Annotated in this window: 2 protein-coding genes; one reads left to right on the forward strand and one right to left on the reverse strand. The window is 63.5% G+C overall.

Annotation, left to right across the window (positions count from 1 at the left end):
- The coding region (locus JCM9942_RS15440; RefSeq protein ID WP_425478362.1) for a hypothetical protein at positions 1–229 on the reverse strand (229 nt) is incomplete at its 3' end.
- Positions 230–697: 468 nt separating this feature from the next.
- Between JCM9942_RS15440 and JCM9942_RS15445 the strand changes: the two genes are divergently transcribed.
- A complete protein-coding gene (locus tag JCM9942_RS15445; protein WP_054660738.1) occupies positions 698–1,177 on the forward strand; it encodes a hypothetical protein in 480 nt (159 codons plus the stop codon).
- Positions 1,178–1,624 lie beyond the last annotated feature (447 nt).

The following is a 1,624-nucleotide window of genomic DNA, read 5'->3' on the forward strand; positions in this document are numbered from 1 at the left end:
TCGTCCTTGGACCGCCGCACAGCACCAGCACGTCGATATCCGCGCGCGGAACGTCCAGCGCTTCGATGCCGTGGACGGGCGTGGCGGCCGACACCGTGGCCACCTGGTCCGGCGGGCGGCGGGTGAACACCCCGGCCAGCACCATGTCCGGATTGCGCGCGATGGCCAATTCCACTCCGCGTCCCAGATTGCCGTAACCCACGATTCCGATGCGGATGGCATCACCCATTGCTGATTCCTGTTTCTGAAGGGGGGACGCGCCTGCCGGCCTGCAACAAGGTGGCGACGCGGGCCGGCATTATCCCTTCACGCACAGTCCGGCGCATCGGGCAGTCGAGTCGCCCGGGTAAGGCCATCGGCCGCACCCGGGTAAACACCGTGGTACAGGCATCGAACAGGCCCGGGTGCGCGCTGCTTACCCGGCTACACGCCGTATCTGGACGGGGGGCGCGCCTGCCGGCCTGCAACGAGGTGTCGACGCGGGCCGGCATTATCCATTCACGCGCAGTCCGGCGCATCGGGCAGTATTCCGATGCCGAACCGCGTCCATTTCCTACGCCCGCGTCGGAATTACCCGACAACAGAACGGGGCATTGTCGACGACCCGATACCGGCAAACTCCGATACCCGGAGGCCGCATCAACACCCGCAATAGGCCCTGCCATCAGCCGATGGTTTTCATCGAAGGGATACCGGAATGGGACAAAGCAAAGCCACGCTGGTGCTGCCGGCGGATCAGGTCACCCGCATCAACGAGCTGCTGCTCAACCTGGAGAACGAGCTGGTCCAGCTCACCGCCATGCAGCCGCAACAGCGCCAACGCCTGTTCAAGATGGGCCCGGGCTCGGAAGTGTTTGCCCGGCGTGCACTGGAAGCGCTGGAACAGAACCCGGACATCATTCCGCCCAGCCTGGCTGCGGAACTGCCCGGCGCCAAAGCCGACCTGCAGGGGATCGACCAGTTGCGCCCCATTCTGGACCGGCTCAACCGGCTGTGCAGCCGCGCCTCGGATACCGAAATGGCCTTGGGCAGCGATGTCATGAACGTGGCCCTGGAAGGCTACAACCAGCTCAAGGTCTCCGGCCGTGACAAGGGCCTGGATGCCTTGCGCAACGAGCTGGGGGTCCGCTTCAAGAAGGGCCAGCGCCGCGGCGGCAAGGTACCGGAACCGGCGTAACACCCGGCCCCTCCTCGCGTCGTCATGCACAGGCCGCCTCCGGGCGGCCTGTTTTATTCCCGATAACGCGTAGATACCGGTCGCGCATGCTGACAACCACACAGCGGGCTGAGCACGGCCACTCCACAGCACCGCGGAGCCTCCAGAAGCGTGAACGTCGTAACAAAAAACCTCAGCCGACAAGCAAAAAGCCTCACGTGAGAGACAAAAAGCCTTAGCCGTCAGGCAAAAAGCCTCAACAGAGCAGCAAAAAACCTCACGCGTCAGGCAAACAGCCGTAATCGACGGGCAAAAAGCCTCACGTGACAGATAAAAAGCCTTGTGCGACAGGCAAAAAGCCGCATCCGGCAAGCAAATAACCTCATCGGAGCAACTCACAGCCTCAAGCGACACCCGGGGCTCCCCTATAGCGGATGACAGAGTCGCCCGCGATCTGTGCCGGGACTA

This window comes from Stenotrophomonas pictorum JCM 9942 (assembly GCF_001310775.1).
Classification (GTDB): domain Bacteria; phylum Pseudomonadota; class Gammaproteobacteria; order Xanthomonadales; family Xanthomonadaceae; genus Stenotrophomonas; species Stenotrophomonas pictorum.

Excerpts from the sequence above, each read along its gene's own strand:
- JCM9942_RS15445 (WP_054660738.1), top strand. The coding sequence starts at position 698 with ATGGGACAAAGCAAAGCCACGCTGGTGCTGCCGGCGGATCAGGTCACC.